Annotated in this window: 18 protein-coding genes and 1 pseudogene; 7 read left to right on the forward strand and 12 right to left on the reverse strand. The window is 58.4% G+C overall.

The features are described from left to right. Positions 1-684 precede the first annotated feature (684 nt). On the forward strand, positions 685-1,203 hold the full coding sequence (locus tag AC13RE_RS21130) for a hypothetical protein (RefSeq protein ID WP_488564367.1): 519 nt from the start codon (positions 685-687) through the stop codon (positions 1,201-1,203). On the opposite strand, the gene AC13RE_RS21135 is transcribed toward AC13RE_RS21130, so the two are convergent. Together AC13RE_RS21135 and AC13RE_RS21140 are read right to left on the reverse strand one after the other, a co-directional pair. Further along, complete coding sequence (locus tag AC13RE_RS21135; protein WP_132717818.1) at positions 1,197-1,841, reverse strand: response regulator transcription factor; 645 nt, start codon at positions 1,839-1,841, stop codon at positions 1,197-1,199. The genes AC13RE_RS21130 and AC13RE_RS21135 overlap by 7 nt on opposite strands. Next, complete coding sequence (locus AC13RE_RS21140; protein WP_488564368.1) at positions 1,838-3,271, reverse strand: sensor histidine kinase; 1,434 nt, start codon at positions 3,269-3,271, stop codon at positions 1,838-1,840. Before AC13RE_RS21140 ends, AC13RE_RS21135 begins: the two co-directional genes overlap by 4 nt. 135 nt (positions 3,272-3,406) lie before the next feature. Between AC13RE_RS21140 and AC13RE_RS21145 the strand changes: the two genes are divergently transcribed. After that, on the forward strand, positions 3,407-4,228 hold the full coding sequence (locus AC13RE_RS21145; protein WP_488564369.1) for a hypothetical protein: 822 nt from the start codon (positions 3,407-3,409) through the stop codon (positions 4,226-4,228). A 382-nt stretch (positions 4,229-4,610) separates the two neighbouring features. Here the strand turns inward: AC13RE_RS21145 and AC13RE_RS21150 are convergent, their stop codons facing one another. Then, a complete protein-coding gene (locus tag AC13RE_RS21150; RefSeq protein ID WP_488564370.1) occupies positions 4,611-5,009 on the reverse strand; it encodes a DUF1236 domain-containing protein in 399 nt (132 codons plus the stop codon). A gap of 821 nt (positions 5,010-5,830) precedes the next feature. Further along, entirely contained in the window at positions 5,831-6,715 is an 885-nt protein-coding gene (locus AC13RE_RS21155; RefSeq protein WP_488564371.1) for a LysR substrate-binding domain-containing protein, read from the reverse strand. A 117-nt stretch (positions 6,716-6,832) separates the two neighbouring features. Between AC13RE_RS21155 and AC13RE_RS21160 the strand changes: the two genes are divergently transcribed. The 5 genes and pseudogenes from AC13RE_RS21160 (at position 6,833) to AC13RE_RS21180 (ending at position 8,550) form a co-directional block, all read left to right on the forward strand. Next, positions 6,833-7,291 carry a DUF3237 domain-containing protein gene (locus AC13RE_RS21160; RefSeq protein ID WP_488564372.1) on the forward strand — a complete coding sequence of 153 codons (459 nt, stop codon included), beginning with the start codon at positions 6,833-6,835 and terminating at the stop codon, positions 7,289-7,291. A gap of 281 nt (positions 7,292-7,572) precedes the next feature. Continuing rightward, complete coding sequence (locus AC13RE_RS21165) at positions 7,573-7,782, forward strand: cold-shock protein (protein ID WP_488482444.1); 210 nt, start codon at positions 7,573-7,575, stop codon at positions 7,780-7,782. A 107-nt stretch (positions 7,783-7,889) separates the two neighbouring features. After that, positions 7,890-8,177, forward strand: a complete 288-nt coding sequence (locus tag AC13RE_RS21170; protein WP_488564373.1) for a cold-shock protein — start codon at positions 7,890-7,892, stop codon at positions 8,175-8,177. Between the two features lie 14 nt (positions 8,178-8,191). Beyond that, positions 8,192-8,305 (forward strand): annotated as a pseudogene (locus AC13RE_RS21175) (30S ribosomal protein S21); the annotation flags it as partial. Positions 8,306-8,340: 35 nt separating this feature from the next. Further along, complete coding sequence (locus tag AC13RE_RS21180; protein ID WP_488564464.1) at positions 8,341-8,550, forward strand: hypothetical protein; 210 nt, start codon at positions 8,341-8,343, stop codon at positions 8,548-8,550. Between the two features lie 67 nt (positions 8,551-8,617). Here AC13RE_RS21180 and AC13RE_RS21185 read toward each other — a convergent pair whose 3' ends face one another. The 8 genes from AC13RE_RS21185 to AC13RE_RS21220 form a co-directional block, all read right to left on the reverse strand. Beyond that, the gene (locus AC13RE_RS21185; protein ID WP_488482447.1) at positions 8,618-8,935 is read right to left on the reverse strand and encodes a chemotaxis protein CheW; all 318 of its coding nucleotides are present in this window, start codon (positions 8,933-8,935) and stop codon (positions 8,618-8,620) included. Between the two features lie 293 nt (positions 8,936-9,228). Further along, a complete protein-coding gene (locus tag AC13RE_RS21190) occupies positions 9,229-10,050 on the reverse strand; it encodes a sterol desaturase family protein (RefSeq protein WP_488564374.1) in 822 nt (273 codons plus the stop codon). 154 nt (positions 10,051-10,204) lie between these two features. Beyond that, positions 10,205-11,407 carry an ABC transporter permease gene (locus AC13RE_RS21195; protein WP_488564375.1) on the reverse strand — a complete coding sequence of 401 codons (1,203 nt, stop codon included), beginning with the start codon at positions 11,405-11,407 and terminating at the stop codon, positions 10,205-10,207. A gap of 5 nt (positions 11,408-11,412) precedes the next feature. Beyond that, complete coding sequence (locus AC13RE_RS21200; RefSeq protein WP_488564376.1) at positions 11,413-12,555, reverse strand: ABC transporter permease; 1,143 nt, start codon at positions 12,553-12,555, stop codon at positions 11,413-11,415. After that, complete coding sequence (locus AC13RE_RS21205) at positions 12,555-13,250, reverse strand: ABC transporter ATP-binding protein (protein ID WP_488564377.1); 696 nt, start codon at positions 13,248-13,250, stop codon at positions 12,555-12,557. The genes AC13RE_RS21200 and AC13RE_RS21205 overlap by 1 nt, the downstream gene beginning before the upstream one ends. Continuing rightward, the gene (locus AC13RE_RS21210; protein ID WP_488564378.1) at positions 13,247-14,359 is read right to left on the reverse strand and encodes an efflux RND transporter periplasmic adaptor subunit; all 1,113 of its coding nucleotides are present in this window, start codon (positions 14,357-14,359) and stop codon (positions 13,247-13,249) included. The genes AC13RE_RS21205 and AC13RE_RS21210 overlap by 4 nt, the downstream gene beginning before the upstream one ends. Before the next feature lie 97 nt (positions 14,360-14,456). Further along, complete coding sequence (locus AC13RE_RS21215; RefSeq protein WP_488564379.1) at positions 14,457-15,476, reverse strand: helix-turn-helix domain-containing protein; 1,020 nt, start codon at positions 15,474-15,476, stop codon at positions 14,457-14,459. A 126-nt stretch (positions 15,477-15,602) separates the two neighbouring features. Next, complete coding sequence (locus tag AC13RE_RS21220; RefSeq protein ID WP_488564380.1) at positions 15,603-18,257, reverse strand: nitrate reductase; 2,655 nt, start codon at positions 18,255-18,257, stop codon at positions 15,603-15,605. Between the last annotated feature and the right edge of the window lie 56 nt (positions 18,258-18,313).

Raw genomic sequence — 18,313 nt, forward strand, 5'->3', positions numbered from 1 at the left:
CGCAATATTCAAGTTCAATCTCGAGCAGCCTCGTTGCATTGGCAAGTGCTTCCTCTGCCTCTGCGAACGATTGTGGCCTATCGCCCATTCTGGCCTCACCGTAATTTCTGGCACGCAGCAACACGAGTTCGGCCAATTCGATGCATTCGGACGTCGGCCGGACGAGATTCAGGCAATATCGCAAATTGATCGCAACCTGGAGCGCGAATTCGGCTGCCGAGAAATCCAATATTGCCCCCGGCGGTGTGGCCCGAGCCAGATAGATCCTCCAGTGTTGGGTCATCGCATTACCCCCTCTTGTCGGATGATTGCACAGACGACGTCGTGTGGCGTGCCGCTCTTACAGAGACGCTGTTGGCTCCCGACCGGCTTATCTTGTGCCGGCGAGGCTTTGGCGTGCCCGCAGTCATATTGACAAGCCGAAGTCGGTTTCAATAACGCGATCATGCAATTGGGCTTCGGTCCGGCACTTTCTCCGACCTTGGTCTGACGCTGCCACGGCGAAAGGTCATGACGTGGATTGCTGAAGTCCAAATGCTGTACTTATCCGTGGGATAAGACTTGACCCTTCGCGGTGTAACGGCGATTTGATATGGATCGGACCCTTGCCAATCGGCGATAGCCGAGGCGCTTCGAGCCCATGGAACGTTGGGCGCTCGTCGTTGGAGCCTCAGGAGGCTTTAGGTGTTATTACGTCGAAAGCTTATTGTTGCTTTACCATGCCTGATATTGACCTTGGTCAACACGGCACTTCCCTACACTGTCAAAATTCACGGTGCTTCCGCGATATTCGCTCAGCAAATGGCCGAGGCCAAAGGTGGCAACGGTAATGGTGGCGGCAACGGCGGCGGAAATGGCAATGGAGGAGGCAACGGTAACGGGGGAGGCAATGGGAACGGCGGTGGCAACAGCGGCAACGGAGGCGGAAACGGCAGCGGTAACAATGGAAACGGGAATGGCAACAACGGAAACGGTAATGCCAATGGCCGGTCGTCCGCAACCAAGAGCGCTACCCAAAGCCAGGTCGATTCCGACCAATCTTCCGATGACGGCGACGGATCGATTAGCGTTCAACACAAGGATGGCATGAGCGAAAATATACAGAGCGGACGTTATGTGATGAAGGATTCAAAGGGCCGCACCATCGTCAATCGCAATGCGACAACTGCCGACGAGCAGCGGCTCAAATCACTCCTTCACTGACGCCGCCTTTCGAGTTCATCCCGGAACGCCATCGCAGCTTCCGTTCTATTGCTCACCTCCAGTTTGGCGAAGATTTGGGTCATGTGATGCTTGATGGTCTTTTCATGCAGATCGAGCTTCAGCCCGATATGTTTATTGCTCAATCCAGCAGAAGCCAGTTCCAATACTTCCCGCTCGCGATCCGTCAATGCGCTGAAAGGATTGGCCCGGGAACCGGTTCCGTTTTCGGAAATCAGACGCGCTGATAGCGTCGGTGCGACATAGCTGTCACCGGCAGCGATACCGCGAAGGATATCGGCGAGCGTCCGTGATCCGACGCCTTTCAGAACATAGCCCTTCGCGCCGCTCTTGAGCGCTGTCATCACATCGTCGCTTGCCTCGGAGACTGTCAGCATAACGATCTTCTGATCGGGTATCTGGCCGAGGATAAGAGAGAGGGCATCCAGTCCTCCTCCCGGCATGGAAATGTCGAGCAACAGGATGTCCGGGCGCTGCTGCACCGCTATGCGCAGCGCGTCCTCCTTGCTGCTGCCTTCGCCGACGATGCTAAACCCATCCATTTCCGTCAGGCTGCGGATAACGCCTTCCCTGAAGAGGGGGTGGTCGTCTACGACTGCCAAAGTGATTGCTGCTGTCATGTCTGCTCCATTTCCTCGATGTTCAGGGACATGCGGACGATGGTACCCCGGTCTGACGACAAAAGCTGGAACATGCCGCCGAGGCTTTCGACCCGATCTCTGAGCCCGGCAAGACCAAGCTTCTGCGGGCCGACCTCTTTCGGATCAAATCCCGGTCCCTCATCGGCAACCTCGATCACGACCTGGCCGTCTTTGAAGGATTGCACGACCCTTTGCCCGATTCCGCCGGCGTGACGATAGCCGTTGTTCAAGGCTTCCTGCACAAAGCGATAGACGCATATTTTTGCGGAGGTCGAAAGATCTGTCGGTGCTGCCCCGACGAGAAGCGCTACAGTGACGCCGGTGCGCTGTTCGTGGGCACGGATTGCCCGTTTTAAGAGATCGGTCAAATTGTCCGTCTCGATGTGCGGCAGCATCAGGCCGCTGCAGACGCTCCGGATTTCGGCCATGGCGTCATCAAGGCTGGATTTGATTGTCTCCAGCGACGCTTCGCGCTCCTCTGGCGAGACGGTGGGGCTGATGAGGGTCTGGCTGTCCAGCCGCAAGGAGGCATAAGCGACCAATTGGGCGGGACCGTCATGCAGGTCGGCACCGATACGGCGCAAATAGCTCTCGTTCAGCGCGGCGGCGCGCTGGGTCGCGCGTTGAACGCGCGCGCGCAACGCCTCATTCTGTTGAAGAAGCGCCGACAATTCGCCGATGCGGCCGTTGAGCGCCATGCGCTGACTGTCGATGGTGCGGCTGCCGCGCAAGACGATGATCGATAGAAGAGCGAAGAATGTCAGCGTGAACACGGCAACGACAAGCCAGCTCAGCAGGCGGGCCTGCGTAAGGCTCCATTCGAAATCGTTGGCGACCTCGTAGAATTCGGAGACAGCCACGACCTTGCCGGACCAAGGTTGAAGCACCGGATTGTAGATTTCCAGAAGCGGTTTGCCGCTATTGCGTTCGGCCACGCTTTCCATGTCGTCGATCCGGTTGAATTTGGCGACCATTCGGCCCGAAAAAGCCGTCTTGAGATTGTCCGAAAGCGGAAATCGCTTGCCGGAAAGATCCTTGTTATTGGAGTAGAGGATTGTTCCGTCGTCGCGCCAAAGTCGGAAGGAAAACAGCCGTGTACCAAGCGCACCTTGGCCCAGGGTCTCGTCAAGGGCGCGTGTCACCGTATCGTCAAGAGCCTGAGTGGTTTGCATATCGGGCAGGAGCGGGGCGATGACACTGTCGACATAAAGGGCCGTCGTTGCCGCGGAATTGCGCGTCACCGCATTCTCGATCAGATTGGCAACGAAGGCCCCAACGACGAGCATCGCACAAAGAGCGACGAAGCCACCGGCGAGCAGGAACTGTCTGGCCAAGGATTGGGAGTTCCAGCGTTCGATAAGACTTGCTGGAGAGAGCTTGTATTTATGATTTGCTCGCGGCACTGGCATAATCGGCACTGATCTCCCAACCCTCTATAGCTATCCCAGCAGGATGGAGTGTCAACTGTTGGGTCGTCGACACCGGCCGCGTTGTCCCGAGTGGGGTACTGCCGTCTGGCGCCTGCAATTTAAGCGACCATAGGGTTGGATCAATCAGACTATGGTCCTAACCCTCAAAGCATAGGTCGGAGCGGGATAGAAAGCTGGGATTTTGGCAATATTCTAGTGCGCATGATTTGCTGGATATGGCCGCTGCCACAGGCGACGGGCATGTTACGAAGGAAAGTGCACATGAAAATCCATTCCATCATTGGTGCGACAAGCCTCGGCCTGGTGCTTGCCCTTGCGCCAATCGGAGGAGCTACTGTCGGTTTCGTACAGACGGCATTCGCCAAGGGCGGAAACGGCGGCGGTAATGGCAATGGTAATGGCAACGGCGGCGGCCATGGTCAAGGAAACTCTGGCCATGAAAAGTCAGGGGGCGACGATACAAACGATACAAGCAGCCCTTCGACGAATGCGGCGGCGGCACAGGGCGCCTCATCGTCGGTGCTCGGGCATCATGCGGATAAACACTCCAAAGCCCATAGTGCAAGTTCGAAGAGCCATGTCTCAAAGCCCGGTGCAGGTAGCCTGAGCTCGCTCAAGCGGGACTATCACGCCTACCTGAACTCGAAAGATCCGAAGATGGCGGCGCTTTCCGCTTATGTGAAGGCATATGCGGAATTCGAAATCCAGTATGGAACGACGGCAGTGCCGACGGACCCGGCCCTCAGCGACAGCGCCTTGCGTTCGGCGCTGGCGCAGTTGTCTAACAAGCCGGTGACGAACCAGACGCTCGCGGAAGCAAAGAGCATCCTCGGCGTTGGAACAAATACGGGAAAAATCGCGGAAGTTCGTGATGCGCTGGAAAGGAAATCCGAAACCGCAACGCCATCTGAGAGCACGCAGCTAACCGACGATTGAGGCACTGCTTTAGCATTGCTTTATGAACTTGGGGATAGGCGCGCATTGCGGCCGCCTTTCTGCTTCGATTTACGAGTTTGGCGCCAGCGGGCGCCATTCGCTAGCCGGTCCGCCCACCGGCTCTATCGCCGGGTCGGGTCTTCCGCCCCAGACGCTGCCCGATCCGGCGATAGGCAATTTGCCGCACGATCTGCACGATCAGGTACAGAATATGGTGCGCGACAGGGATAGGCCGCGGGATGACTGCGTGCGGAAGCCAGTGCTAAAAAGTTCGGGATTTCGGGAAGGTCGGAGGCCGGCCACTCTCGCATTGCGATCAGTATGATATGGCCAAACCAGGCAGAATGAGGGGTGGAGAGCGGCTTCCCGCTCTCCACGATCGTTAGTTCAGAATCTTGATAACCTTGCGTGAGGAAGGCTCGACAATCACGCGTTCGTGGTTGACGATCGCATAGGCATATTTCGGATTTTCCGGAACGGTTCGCACGACGATCGTTTCCGGCAAGGGTCGGCCGACGACTACACGCTCACGGACAACCGTTTCTTCTTCAGGGATGGGCTGTGCGCGTACGTAGGTGACCACCTTCTGTGGCGGCGGATCGATCGCCGTGCCGACAATGGCGCCAGCGACACCGCCCACGGCGGCTCCAACCGGGCCACCAACTACGGCTCCGGTAACAGCGCCACCTGCGGCGCCGGTGACGGTCGAAGATTGGGCAAAAGCACATCCGGCGGTCAGGCCAAGCGCGAGTGCCGCAACACTAAGTACCTTCGTTTTCATCAGAATCTCCTTTCACCTTCTATTCGTCCGTCGTTGACGGAGCTGTCGGTAAAACAGAGCTTCGCCGCAGTCTGTTCCTTTCCTTGGGCTTCAGTCACGTGGATTTGGGACATGGGTCGCAGTGAACATCAGACCAAAGCCCTACGCGCGTGGCTTCGATAGGGAATATGGAGGATTCAACGCATTCAGGGCTGGGTGCGGTGATGCAAGGCAGGGATTGAGCCAATACAGCTCTCACCTTCACAACAACTGCCAGAAGCCACTATGCGATGCGGCAGGTCGATTCGATAAAGGTTTTCGATCGCTTCGCGTGAGCAGTGGGCGATCTCAATCGGTCAATGTCGAGCCTGGTTCGAAGAGGCCACCGATGTGTTTCGTTCCGCGGTCCAAGTGCTAGGCAGGTTGGCACATATGATACCGACCAGCAGGATGACGGAAACCAGACCGATCAAAGTCTCCCATGATTGCCGACGAAATGGCAGCGGCCAGCGCGATCGGGAGATGTTCGGATCATATCGCATCTCTCAGTTCCACACCCATGGGAAAGCCGTCAACGCTCCGGTGGAGATCAAGCCTGTGATCGCCGTTATTTTCCACTGTGGATTCATCCGGTAAATCTATGTCCGTCGAAGTCCGATTGTCTAGTAGCTTGATCGACAATATCTGGTAACGGAGACCCTGGCGATTGTCAGGGCTGCCAAATTAACCGGATTATGGAGAAAATATTTCCGACAATACCGGATGATGCAGTGGTACAGCGACAGATATGCCCGAACTCAGTCACACTGCGAACCAGACTGGTCGGAAGTTTTTGATTGCGTTCAAGCATCCGCCCAGGCGCCGGGTGTATCAAGTGCCGCTGGCATCATGCGACTCTGCTCGTAAAGCCAGTCGCAGAATTCTTTAGGCCCTGATCTCCCGTCATCATCACGGATGAGTGCGAAGTGCCAGTCGGGACCGTCAAGCGTCTCGTCGAAGGGCGCAATCAGCACGCCTGATTTGACGATGGGCTCGAAGAAGCCGGGCGGCACGAGCGCAACGCCTTCACCCGCGCAGGCGGCATTCACATTTAGCTCATGGTTCGGATATTCCACGCGAGTGAACCTTAACCCCAGCGGGACGCGACCGATTGCGCTCACAAACCATCTTTCCCAGTCTGGATGCGGCAACAGTGGCAGAGTTGCAAGCATCTCCGGTGTGAGAGGTTCCAGCGCTGCGGCAAGCGATGGAGCCAGAAGCGGCGTTAGTTGGAGGGGAAATAGTCGAAAGGCCCGCAGACCCGGCCAGTCGCCGGCGCCAGTGCGGATGGCAACGTCGAAATCTGACGGATCACGAATTTCGGTCGAAACATCGAGTTCAATCACGCAGCGCTGATAGCCGGAAAGGCGCGGCGCAAGCCAGCGGCTTGCGAGGGTTGGAGGCGCGGTCACCCGCAAGGGAGGAGATGCCGCTCCGAAAGCCGCCAATGCGGCGTCGATTTCGTCCAAGCCGCGCCGCACACCCTTCGCAAGCAGCATGGCTTTCGGGGTAGGCGCTACACGTGGTCCTCGCCGAATGAAAAGGGGCTCACCCAGTTCCTCCTCAAGGGTGCGAATGCGCAGGCTCACTGCCGTAGGGGTGAGAAACAAGCGCTCGGCCGCACGGGCGAAACTGCCGGAAGCGACGCAGATTTCAAGGACTTTCAGGGCGTCGAGTGAAGGGCGCATATGTAGTTTCACTTATGATAATAGTAAGGAATGCCCGTTTTGCGTACCGATATTATAGCAGTTTAATGCGCCCCAGAAGTGGAGGCGATCACGCTCTCCATAAATGGAGAGCCTCTCATGGAGCTGCAGTCGCGTCCTCTATTTACGCTGTATCTCGAACTTCACCCAACGATCGATATAGGACCATGTCCCGCGGGCGTTCGCCGTATCTTTCCGGTCTCTGGCGGCCGTTTCGAAGGAGAGCGTCTCAAGGGCAGTGTCTCACCACTGATCGGATCGGACCTGCTGGTCACTCGGCAGGACGGAACATTCCAGCAGGATGTGCGGGTTCTGCTCGAGGTTGAGGATGGCGCCTACATTCTGATGACCTATCGTGGCGTTCGCCACGCATCGGTCGAAGTTTCCGAGCGCTTGGGACGCGGCGAAGCTGTCGACCCTTCGGAATATTATCTTCGAACAACTCCCTATTTCGAAACAGCTTCGCCAGCACATGCTTGGATCAATGCGATCGTTTGCGTTGGAAAGGGCAGCCGCTTTCCGGGCGGCGTAAAATATGACCTGTTCGAAATCCTCTGATAACAGAGAAATGGACGGGATTGGCTTGATTCCACTCGGTTCTCTGTCCACCGAGCAATCTTGCGGTCGTTCGGCTGGCTTGCAGTCCGAAATGCCACTGAGGTAATATTTCTAAAGTTTTCATTGCAAAATCTGAAATAGAGCCTAGTTTGGGCTTATCGACCATTGCTTGTGACGTCGCTCAAGGGCCTATGCTCTTCCTCGGATTCCCTCTCAAAAAATCGATCTAATCCTGCAAGGTATCGCGGGAGCAACAACGATTGCTATGAAAGGAAATCGTTATGAACACTGGTACAGTTAAGTGGTTTAACGCCACCAAAGGCTTCGGCTTCATTCAGCCGGATAACGGCGATACGGACGTCTTCGTCCATGTCTCGGCTGTCGAGCGCGCTGGAATGCGTTCGCTGAACGATGGACAGAAAATTCGTTATGACATCGTGCAGGACCGTAGGTCCGGCAAGAGTTCAGCCGATAATCTTCAGGCGGCTTGAATTTGTCATTCACACGCGCTGACCACGGATGTACTGGCAGTGCGAATGGATGATGCTGAGAGGTCGGGGTAACGCCCGGCCTTTTATTTTGGCCATGGGAGAACGATATGCAGGCCCCGCGCTACCAGATTGGTGACACGATCGTTTTGAAGCGTGGCACTCTTGGAAGTTTCGGCCCTTCCGGAACAGGTCGAATCGTCTCGCGCCTGCCCGAAGCCGATGGCGCCACGCAATATCGCGTCCAGTTCGAAGGCGAAACTTTTGAACGCCGCGTAGTCCAGCCGGATATTGACGTTGAAGCGTCGACATCAAAAGCCCAGAATATTGGCTTCGCAGTTGAATCAAAGTCTTCAAGCTGGATCAATTCGACGATGATCACCCTGAGAAAGCGGTAATTGAAGGAGCTACTTTGCCGGTAGACGCCAGGGACGACAACGTCGATCGGGCGCTCCGGGTTTTGAAGAAGAAGATGCAGCGCGAAGGGCTTCTTCCAGCGTCCAAAAAGAAGGTTGCATGGTCGCGCTGATCATACCCCCTTGTCATTCGTCAGGAGACATCATGGCCGCCACCAAAGAGAGGTTTTTCAAACAGGGTAGGCAAACTCTTCAAGACAAAGCATCGGCGACCGATACGGCTGCGAAGCAGATCACTGCGGCCGAAACTGCCGATCGCGAGAAAAAGACCGAGAAGCTCCGCGCGCTTCGATTGGCGCGGCCCGAGGCAGAGCCGATCAAGCCATCGGCGAAACGCGGGCATAAGACGAAATAACAGAACACGACCGCCAAAACATAGCGCAGCGGGAGAAGCTGCATTCTTTGGCGCTGGTAAAACGATACTATACAGCTACGCGGTTTTGGCCGAAAATGTCGAGTTGCGAAAGGTTAATGGCTTCGCTCGCTGCCGAGGTGTTGCCGATGAATTCGTCGATCAGGAAGGCCACGTAGCCTCCAGTCATCTTGACGATGGCGAGTTCGCAGCTCTGTGAGGGCTTGTTGCCCATTTGGGCGGCCAAATCGAAAACCGGCACCAATTCGCCGCGATATGAGGTATGACCGAGGGCGCGGCGTGCATCGTCGCTATCGCGAAGCGGACGCCAGTTATCTGCACGCGCGACGATTGTTCCATCAAGGAACGTACACAAGGTGTCGTGCACGCGGACCGCCATTGCTACGCGGCGATGAAGAAATGCTGGTAGAGGCATTGAGCACTTTGTCCCTTCAGGGACTCCCCGTTCAAAAGTGCAAACGTCTGAGGCGAAACCCGGCTGGGGAGAATGCCTTGGCACTGTCATAGTGCCGCCGAACGCGGTTCGGCCGGACAAACCCAAGGTAGAGTGATTGTCTTGATGACTGCTTTTAGGTTTACCTAAAATTCTAACGATGCCCCACTTTCAGACTGGCCATAAGGCTCAAATCCGAATGAGATTGAGGCCAAAACGATCGCGTTTTAGCTGTGTCTGCCACGTCGAAAGGGCCGAATGAGAAACTCGGTCAAGTTCCGCGGCTCCCGGATATTGGGTAGGCCGACATCAGGCCATTCTTGGGGTTTCGGATAGTAGGCCGTCCCGAACAGAATGTCCCAGATCGCGGAGCCGCTGCCGAAATTCCGGTTGAAATGCCGTCGTTCGATCGAATGATGAATGCGGTGAAACCGGTTATCGGGAAAGATGTAGCGGACCCAGCCCAGGTTCAGACGCGTCGAGCTATGCTCGAAATAACCTTGCCAGCGAACGAAGAACACCCAGATCCAGGGAACATAGTCCTGCTTGAAATCGAAAAGCAGCGAGACGGGAATGATCAGGAACGGAATCCTGAAGATCTCCTCGCTGAAATGATGGTTGCTGTTGAAGGCACTCATTTCCTCCAGCGAATGATGTTCGGCGTGGAAACGCCAGAAGAACCTGTTGCTATGCTGCAGCCGATGGAACCAATAGTAGAAGAACTCGCTGACCTGCAGAACGAGAAAGGAAGCAGCTATGGCACCCAACAGATGCAGCGGCCATGCGTTCGAAAACCTCGAGAGGAATGTCAGGTCGATCGCAAACAACGGCTTTATGCCGATGCCAGCCCAAAACCAGTAGAAGAGGGTCAGGCTTGCCTTGGTTATGAGGATGTTTGTCACGCAGAAGATCATGCCGCGAAGTTTCGATACATAGCTATAGCGAGACTTCGGAAAGACGACCTCGGCGGCGAGTAACAGCAACACGACCGGAAGAACGCGATCGGTATACTCCTCCATGAATTCAAGCAAACGAAGCAAATTTTCCATTGTCAATTTGCTATCCATGGAACGATGAGGGCGATGCTCCTCCTTATCCGAGGATAGGTGTCGCTTCAACTTGATGATTAAAAACTGGTTAAGGAGCGTGATGGCCGCGGCTAGGTTGGTGGTCGGAAAACGGCCACGCTCCGGGGCAATCAGCCTATCCGCGGGCTCTCAAGGCAGCGATCAGCGACAGCCGGCTGGCGGCCAGTGCCGGAAGCGCGCCACCAAGGAGTCCGATTGAAAGGCCAAGCATACCGCCGGTCAGCATGACTTGCGGCGTGACGGTAAGCTGAAAAGCCATGCTGGCATCATTTGCCCCTATGGTGCTGGCGCGCCACCCGTCGAAGGCAAGCCGCGATGCCAATACGCCGACGCCTGCTCCGGCCGCAGCCAAGAGGGCGGCCTCGAACCAGGTTGCGAGAAAAGCGGATAGGCGGCTGAAGCCGAGTGCGCGCATGGTCGCGATCTCGACGGTTCTGTCGGAGATGGAGCTCATCATCGTATTGAGTGCCCCGGCGGTTGCCCCGATCGCCATCAGCAAGGCGATCGGCCATCCGAACAGGCGTATGAGATCGGCCATGCGCCCAGCCTGCGATGCATAAAGTCCAGCCTCGGAAACCGCCGTCAGCGGCGTCTCCGTAATCGTCGCTAGCTTGGCGTTCAACTTGGCAAGGGAGGATGGATCGGCAAGCCGTAATCGCAGGCTTTGCACCTCGCCCTGCCGGTCGAAGGCGGCACGCACCGCATCGATATCACCCCAGATTTCCGATTCGAATGCGCTGCCATTGGCAGTGAAGTGTCCGACCACGGTCCAGTCGACGGTGCCGAGCCGCACCTTGGCGCCGAGGCCGAAGCCGGGATAATCACGGGCTATGCCCGCACCAACGACGATCTCTCTGGCGCCGGGCGCGAACAACCTCCCCTGCGAAAGGGCGATACCATTCCGGATCGAAAGACCGCTGCCATCCATACCACGCAGGGCGAAGGTCCTTACGCGTTCATCTCTTCCGGCCGGGCCATCGACGCGGATTATCAGTTCGCGGGATGCAACAAGATTTCCGGCCCCATCGCGAAGGACACCGATATCGTCGCCACTGGCCTTGAGATTGCGGATCGCATCGGCTGATATATCGGAGCCGGTCTCCTGGTTCGTGCCACCGCCGAGGACGACGGCGACCAGCGGCGAGCCCGCGCCGGTGAGGGCCTTCTCGAAGCCGCTCGCCATTGCTAGGAAGCCTATGAGCACGATGACGACGAGCGATACCGACAATGCCATGGAGAGCGAAATCGCCAGGCGGCGCTTCATGCTGCCGAGCGCGGTTCTTACCGCCACGATAATCTGTCTGATTTGGATGGACATATCGGTCACCTCGTTCGGAAGGCTTTCATGATGGGGGTTCGCATGGCGTTGACGGCCGGCACGAGGCCCGTTGCAAGTCCAAGGACAAGCACGATCGCCGTTGTATGCAGCAGCACGACCGGAGAGAAGACAAGACCGAGCGATGGGCCGGCAAATATCGCTCCGGCTCTGGCCAGAGCCAGCCCGATGGTGCCGCCGATGATGAACATGAACAGTGTTTCGCCGAGGACGAGGGTGAGGATCGTCATGCGCGAGATGCCCAGTGTTTTCAGGACGGCGATTTCGGATGTCCGCTCGCGCACGGCGAAGACCATGGTGTTGATGACGATCATCAGCAGCGTGACGAAGGCAGCCCCTGTGACCAGATCGACGATGAGGCCGATATCGGCATACTGGCGCAGGAAGGCTTCGAGAAACTGCTTTTCGGACTGAGTGCTCGTGGGCGCTGCGGAGTTGGCGAAGAGCGCGTCGATATGGGCAGCCAGAACGCCCGGCGAAACGCCGTCGCGCGGCTTGATGATGAAAGCATCCACGGTGTCCTTGTCTTTTGCGCGGGCGGCATTGACGTAATCGTAGCGGGCGATGGTGAAGTAGGTGTCGGTGCTGGCGCTTTCGCCCTCGAAGATCCCCGCGATCACGAAGCGCCAGTCGCGGCCGCCGTCCTGCTTCGCCACCTGAAAGGCGGTGACGGTGATGTTTTGGCCAACAGACCAGCCTTCGGCTTCGGCGAGCGCCCGTCCGACCAGGACCCGGTCGCGACCCTGACCGATCGCCTCGATCAGATCGGGCGTAAGGCCGAGTTCCCGACCGTTGGTTTCCACCAGCAACGCCGGATCGACGGCGCTGATGGGAACGACATTCTTTTCGACATCGACGAAGCCGCGCAGGCGTGTCATGTAACCGACCGCTGCGACATCGGGATCGGCCGCAATGCGGGCGCGGTGGGCCATCGGCAATGGCTGCCCGCGCCCGCTTGCACTCATGACGCCGAGAATATTGTCGCTCGCGGCCGACAGGCCCTGCGAGCCGGCAAGGAAGCTGGCGGTTAGCCCGTGGATGAGAAAGGCGACGGCGATGCAGACAATGAGCAGAGTGGTGCGCAGCGGCTTTCGCCAGGCATTCTTTCGGACGAGGTCGAGGAAGGTCATCAGGCCGCCTTTTCCTCTTCGATGAATTGTCCCTTGTCGAGATGCAGCGTCCGTCTGGCCGAGCCTGCGGCCCGCGGGTCGTGGGTCACCATGATGATGGTCTTTCCCAGTTCGCGATTGAGGAAGTTGAGCATCTGCAGCACATCGTCGGCGGAGGCCCGATCGAGATCGCCGGTTGGCTCGTCGCAAAGCAGCAGGCCGGGATCGGAAACGATGGCGCGCGCAATACCGACGCGCTGCTGCTGCCCGCCGGACATGGAAGAGGGATATTGCTTTTCCCTGCCGGCGAGGCCGACGAGATCGAGGATCTTGCCGACTCGGTCACGCCGCTCTTTTGCGCTGAGGGGCTTCAGGAGGAGCGGCAGCTCGACATTCTCTGCCGCGGTGAGCATCGGCAGCAGATTGTAGAACTGGAAGACGATGCCGATATTGTGCGCTCGCCAGGACGACAGTGCCCGTTCGCCCATCCAGTCGAGCCGATGGTCGCCGATGCTTACACTTCCGGCATCCGGCCGGTCGATGCCGGCCAGCATGTTGAGCAAGGTCGATTTCCCTGATCCCGATGGTCCCATGATCGCGATGAAATCGCCCTGCGGAATGGTAAGGTCGAGACCTGAGAAGATGGAGATATCCTCCTTGCCGATACGATAGGCCTTTCGCACCTCTTTAAGCTCGATATAGGCGTCCTGGATCATGGCTTGCTGTCTCCATTCTTGGCGATCGTGTCTGCGAGGGGGATACGGATGCGGGCGGCCATGTTCGGCCGAATGCCTTCCGGCGGATCGATGAGGGAAAGGCGAACCGTGATCGTGCCCTTTTCGACCGAGGCGATAGGCGCGAGCCGCACCACCTCGACCGTAAAGGCCCGATCGGGAAATCCGTCGAGCACGGCTTCGCCCCGCAAGCCTGGTCTGAGGGATGCGATATTGGTTTCCGCCACGTCGGCGTCGAGCGTCATGTTGGCTGTATCGGTGATGGCAAGCAGGCTCTGGTTTTCGCGCACGCTGTCGGCACGGGCAAGCACGGTGTCGCCGACATGGGCGTTGAGCCGCGTCACCGTGCCGGCAAAGGGCGCGCGGACCATCAGTTCCGTCAGGGGCTCTTCGGCGGATCGAACACCGAGTTCGGCCGTGGCTAAATCCTGCCGGGCTTGCGCCACGGCGTTGGATGCACGGGCAAAGGCCGTTCTCGATTCTTCCAGTTGCTGCCGCGAGGCCGCATCGCGGCTGGCGAGGCTCTCAAGGCGGTCGAGCGATGCACGCGTCTGCGCGAGATCGATGTCACGCGCCTTGACCGTCAGGTCGGCAGCGGCGCGCGCGGCTTCAGCCTTTTCCAGCGCGATGTGGGCGACCGCATCATCGAGTGTGATAAGAACCTGCCCGGCTTCGACCCGGTCGCCGAGCTCGACGGCGACATCGGTAATTCTGGCCTCATATTTGGAGAAAACAATCGTGCTGCGCGGAGCAACGACAATCCCGGCACCGGTTATTTCGCCGATCTGTCTGTTTATGACGTCCGGCTTGTTGTTCCTTTCATTTGTGTCCTCAACTCCGGAGGTTTCCGTCGCGCGGGGTTCGCTGCGGAAGGCCGGCATGGAAGAGAGAGGCGTTCCCGACGGATGGAATACGGCGGGCCGATAGACGACGATGATCAGGCTAGTGGCCGCAAGCAATGCCAGGCTCAGGAGAGGAATGGTCCGCCGCCTTGGGGCGTAGGGCGGATCCTGTGTTATGTGCCGCCGCTCCAGGGAGAGGGAGGTCAGCGTGGCGGCAAGTCTCTGGTCGTGATCGGTGACGGTGCTCATGAGGAAGAGCATGGCCATCCGACGGGGAGGCGGAGACCTCGAACATGATCCGGATCGTGCTTAATCGCGATTTAGTCAGTCTTTGAGGCGGCCGAAATCAGCTGGAAGGTTTGCGCGACCGGTCGCGCCATTCGAGTGGCGTCGTATCGGTAACGCGCCGGAACTCGCGATTGAAATTCGATTTGGTCTGGAAACCGACATCGAACATGATTTCCGTTACCGGCTTTTCGGTTTCTGCCAGCAGCAAGCAGGCCTCGGCGATCCGGTGCTCGTTGACATATTGCGAGACATTCTTGCCGGTTGCGCGGTTGATGGCTGCGGAAATTTGCCGGGCGGGAATCGCAAGCTTGCGCGCCAGCCGATCGAGATTGAGATCGACATCGCGATAGGCGTGCCTGTCTTTCATCAAGGCCTGCACCGCCACAAGCGTCTGTGCGTCTTCAAGGAATTCGGGCGGACGGACGTTTTCCGTCTTTTCGGCGGGCGCATGGCTGCGGCTGGCAGCGGCAGCGGCCATCGCCAGGATGGCCAGTCCGATGAGATTTCCGAAGCTGATGACCTTTAGCGCATATGTGCCGTCGGCCCAGGCAAGATCCAGCCAAATGAACGTATCCACCGCTGCCGAGAGCAGAAGCGCGCCTGCGGCAAAGAGGATGGCCCGGTAGGTCGGGCCGGCATTTTCGAAAGGTGCAAGACGAAGGGCGTCCGTGCCCGAACGCATGAGAAGCAGGATTGCTGCGGCATAGCCGATATCGATAAGGATGATCCCGATATCGATCGCGTCGCGCCATATCGCGACCAGCACGACAATAAGCCCCGCCGGAAGACCATGCAGGCAGATCTGCTGAATTGGCGATAGAGGGCTTTTGCGTGCGAGCTTGGCGATGCCGAGATAGGCAAGCGGCGGCACCATGGCAGCTGCGACCGGCATGGCGTACATGACAGGCGAAACGGCATAACCCCAGCGCAGTCCGGACAGCACGGACTGAAAGGCGCTCAGAAGAATGAGCGCCTGGAATGGAAGATTGGGTGAGGGGCTATCGTCGCGGCTCCAGACGACGACGAAGAGAATGACCAGCAAAATGGCGACGACGAATGGAAGCGGAATGAAAATCATTGATCGTTCGGAGCAGGAGCTGTCTGTATCTCCAGCCGATCATGCCGAAAGATGGGCCGCACCGCGACCTCAATCATGTTTGAGGTCGTCAAATTTCTGGGGAGGGAGGCCGGTTGTCGTGGTATGTCACTCCGCTGCGGCGGCAAGACATCCATCGATGATCCCTCTGATTTCCGCGCGGCAGGAGCCGCAATTGGTTCCGGCATTCGTTGTCACACCGACAGCTTCGACGCTATGACATCCATTGCGAATGGCGGCGACGATGCTGTTGACGCCGACCGAAAAGCAGGAACAGACCGTGGCGCCCGGATCCGGCTGATCAGAGCCTGGACGTCCGGCAACGATGAGGAAGCGCTTGCGCAGATCGGAGTGAACGGCGGTGAGTTGAGCGGCTGCCCAACTGCGGGATACAGCGACCGGCTCGCGGGCAAGGAAGAATGCAGCAAGCAGGCGCTCGCCGTCGAAGAAAGCGAGCCGCAAATCGCCGGTCTCATGATCGGCATATCCAAGCGGCTCTATTTCGATCGGAAGCGCAAATGTGCGGCGACACCATGCGATCCAATCATCGATGAGCTCGGTCGCCTTGAACGCTAATTCTATCCGCCAGCCACCTTCGGTTCGGCCAAACGCCCAATAGGCGGCCTCGGCAGCCGGCTTTGCGGCGCATACGGCAAAGCCATACAGCGCTGCGTCGAAGGGCCGGGCGGTGACGGCAACGTTTTTCGAAGCCGGCTGACCGGAGACGGGATCGGTCACAGCCGGAACCAGCGCGTCGATGCGGGCTTTAGCGGCGAACTGGTCATTCCAGTGCATCGGCACGAAAATGCTGCCACGCGCCTGCCGTTCGGTGATCAAGGCCCGGACGACCACACTGCCATGCGGGCTTTCGACCTCCACCAGGCCGGCACTGAGAATGCCAAGCGCCACTGCGTCGCGTGGATGAATTTCCGCGAATGGCTCGGCCATGTGACCGGAAAGTCTCGCGCTTTTGCCGGTGCGTGTCATCGTGTGCCACTGGTCGCGGATGCGGCCGGTATTGAGGGTCAATCCAAAGCGTCCATTTGTGCGGGACGTTTCCGGCGCCTGGATTGCTATGAACCGCGCCTTGCCGTCCGGATGGTAGAAATCGCCATCGGCGAAGAAGCGTGTCCGAGTCGTTCCTTCAATTGAAATCGGCCATTGGAAGGGCGCCAGGTTCTGGTAGGATTCATCGTCTATCTTGCAGAAGACGCCGATGTCGAAATCCCTGCTCCCTTCGTTTTCAAAGGCGGAGAGCGCGGCGTGCTCGCCGAAGATGTCCGCAGGCGAGCGATAGTCGAAGCCTTGGAATCCCATTCGACGACCGACTTCGGCCATTTGCCACCAGTCCGCTTTTGCCTCGCCGGGCGCAGGAAGAAAGCGGCGTTGCCTGGAGATGCGCCGTTCCGAATTGGTGACCGTGCCGTCCTTCTCCCCCCAGCCGAGGGAGGGTAGCAGGACATCGGCATGGCGCGTCGTATCCGTCTCGCGCAGGACGTCGGAGACGACGACGAAGGGACAGGCCGCGATGGCTGCGGTAACCGCATCGGCGTCGGGCATCGAGACGACGGGATTGGTCGCCATGATCCAGAGCGCCTTGATCCGCCCATCAGCGACGGCTCGAAACATGTCGACTGCCTTCAGGCCCGGCCTTTCGGCGACCGCCGGGGATCCCCAGAAGCGCTGTACCCGATCCCGGTCCTGCGGGTCTTCGATGGCCATGTGCGCGGCAAGCATGTTTGCAAGACCACCCACCTCGCGCCCACCCATGGCGTTCGGCTGCCCAGTCAGCGAGAAAGGTCCCATCCCCGGGCGACCGATGCGGCTTGTGGCGAGATGGCAATTGATGATGGTGTTGACCTTGTCGGTTCCGGAAGTCGATTGATTGACGCCCTGGCTGTAACAGGTGACGGTCTTTTCCACCGTCTCGAACAGCCGGAAGAAGGCGCGCAATTGCTCCGCTGCCAAGCCGCTGCGTTCCATCACGTCATCGAAGGAAAGACTTGCCGCTGCGGCGACCGCATTTTCGAAACCCGTCGTATGGGTGGCAATATAGGTTCGGTCGAGCGCATTGCTTTCGGCGACGTGAGCAAGCAGGCCCATGAACAGCGCGACATCGCCATCGGGGCGGATCGCAAGGTGCATATCGGCGATATCGCAGGTCATCGTCCGGCGCGGATCGATGACGACAATCTTCATCGAGGGCCGAACCGACTTGGCGGCTGCAAGCCGCTGGTAAAGGACGGGATGACACCAGGCGAGATTCGACCCGGTGAGAATGACGAGATCCGCGAGCTCGAGGTCTTCATAGGTGCCGGGCACCGTGTCCGAGCCGAAGGCGCGGCGATGGCCGGCGACCGAGGACGACATGCAGAGCCGTGAATTGGTATCGATATTGCCCGATCCGATGAAGCCCTTCATCAGCTTGTTGGCGACATAATAATCCTCCGTCAGCAACTGGCCGGAGACGTAGAAGGCGACCGAATCCGGGCCATGTTCGACGATTGTCTCCCCGAAGCGCCTGGCCACGAGATCGAGCGCGTCGTCCCACTCTGCACGTTCTCCGGCGATTTCCGGAAATAGGAGCCGACCGTCGAGATCGATCGTCTCCGCGAGCGCCGAGCCTTTCGAGCAGAGCCGTCCGAAATTGGCGGGATGGTCCGGGTCGCCTTTCAGGGAGACTTCGCGGTCGTCATCGACCCTGATAATGACACCGCAGCCGACGCCGCAATAGGGGCAGGTGGTTTTGGTTTCAATGGACATGGATCGTGTCCATGAAGGTTAAAGGGTGAGAGAACACCCCCCTCTGTCCCTGCGGG

The sequence above is a fragment of the Martinezella sp. CNPSo 3959 genome, assembly GCF_057784355.1.

What these genes read in the sequence shown, in the direction of transcription:
- AC13RE_RS21135 (WP_132717818.1), bottom strand. Translation starts at nt 1,841, where the DNA reads ATGACAGCAGCAATCACTTTGGCAGTCGTAGACGACCACCCCCTCTTC.
- AC13RE_RS21140 (WP_488564368.1), bottom strand. Translation starts at nt 3,271, where the DNA reads ATGCCAGTGCCGCGAGCAAATCATAAATACAAGCTCTCTCCAGCAAGT.
- AC13RE_RS21150 (WP_488564370.1), bottom strand. Translation starts at nt 5,009, where the DNA reads ATGAAAACGAAGGTACTTAGTGTTGCGGCACTCGCGCTTGGCCTGACC.
- AC13RE_RS21155 (WP_488564371.1), bottom strand. Translation starts at nt 6,715, where the DNA reads ATGCGCCCTTCACTCGACGCCCTGAAAGTCCTTGAAATCTGCGTCGCT.
- AC13RE_RS21160 (WP_488564372.1), top strand. Translation starts at nt 6,833, where the DNA reads ATGGAGCTGCAGTCGCGTCCTCTATTTACGCTGTATCTCGAACTTCAC.
- AC13RE_RS21165 (WP_488482444.1), top strand. Translation starts at nt 7,573, where the DNA reads ATGAACACTGGTACAGTTAAGTGGTTTAACGCCACCAAAGGCTTCGGC.
- AC13RE_RS21170 (WP_488564373.1), top strand. Translation starts at nt 7,890, where the DNA reads ATGCAGGCCCCGCGCTACCAGATTGGTGACACGATCGTTTTGAAGCGT.
- AC13RE_RS21180 (WP_488564464.1), top strand. Translation starts at nt 8,341, where the DNA reads ATGGCCGCCACCAAAGAGAGGTTTTTCAAACAGGGTAGGCAAACTCTT.
- AC13RE_RS21190 (WP_488564374.1), bottom strand. Translation starts at nt 10,050, where the DNA reads ATGGAAAATTTGCTTCGTTTGCTTGAATTCATGGAGGAGTATACCGAT.
- AC13RE_RS21195 (WP_488564375.1), bottom strand. Translation starts at nt 11,407, where the DNA reads ATGTCCATCCAAATCAGACAGATTATCGTGGCGGTAAGAACCGCGCTC.
- AC13RE_RS21200 (WP_488564376.1), bottom strand. Translation starts at nt 12,555, where the DNA reads ATGACCTTCCTCGACCTCGTCCGAAAGAATGCCTGGCGAAAGCCGCTG.
- AC13RE_RS21205 (WP_488564377.1), bottom strand. Translation starts at nt 13,250, where the DNA reads ATGATCCAGGACGCCTATATCGAGCTTAAAGAGGTGCGAAAGGCCTAT.
- AC13RE_RS21210 (WP_488564378.1), bottom strand. Translation starts at nt 14,359, where the DNA reads ATGAGCACCGTCACCGATCACGACCAGAGACTTGCCGCCACGCTGACC.
- AC13RE_RS21215 (WP_488564379.1), bottom strand. Translation starts at nt 15,476, where the DNA reads ATGATTTTCATTCCGCTTCCATTCGTCGTCGCCATTTTGCTGGTCATT.
- AC13RE_RS21220 (WP_488564380.1), bottom strand. Translation starts at nt 18,257, where the DNA reads ATGTCCATTGAAACCAAAACCACCTGCCCCTATTGCGGCGTCGGCTGC.